Raw genomic sequence first — 254 nt, forward strand, 5'->3', positions numbered from 1 at the left:
GGGCGCTGTTGCGCGGGGCCTTGACGACCAGCTCGCGGCCGTTCTCCAGGTGCACGGTCACCTTCTTGAACAGCGGGGAGCCGATGGCGTACTCGCCGCTGCCCATGACCAGAGGATAGAAGCCGAGCGAGGAGAACAGGTACCAGGCCGACTGCTCGCCGTTGTCCTCGTCACCGTGGTAGCCCTGGCCGATCTCGCTGCCGGTGTACAGGCGGGACAGCACCTCGCGCACGTTCTTCTGGGTCTTCCAGGGC

At 66.5% G+C, this 254-nt stretch carries 1 protein-coding gene; it reads right to left on the reverse strand.

Annotation, left to right across the window (positions count from 1 at the left end; genetic code table 11):
• Window positions 1-254 (reverse strand): glycoside hydrolase domain-containing protein (locus tag BU52_RS37240; RefSeq protein WP_037941492.1); only part of this gene is annotated, 254 nt, incomplete at both ends.

Source organism: Streptomyces toyocaensis (assembly GCF_000725125.1).
Classification (GTDB): domain Bacteria; phylum Actinomycetota; class Actinomycetes; order Streptomycetales; family Streptomycetaceae; genus Streptomyces; species Streptomyces toyocaensis.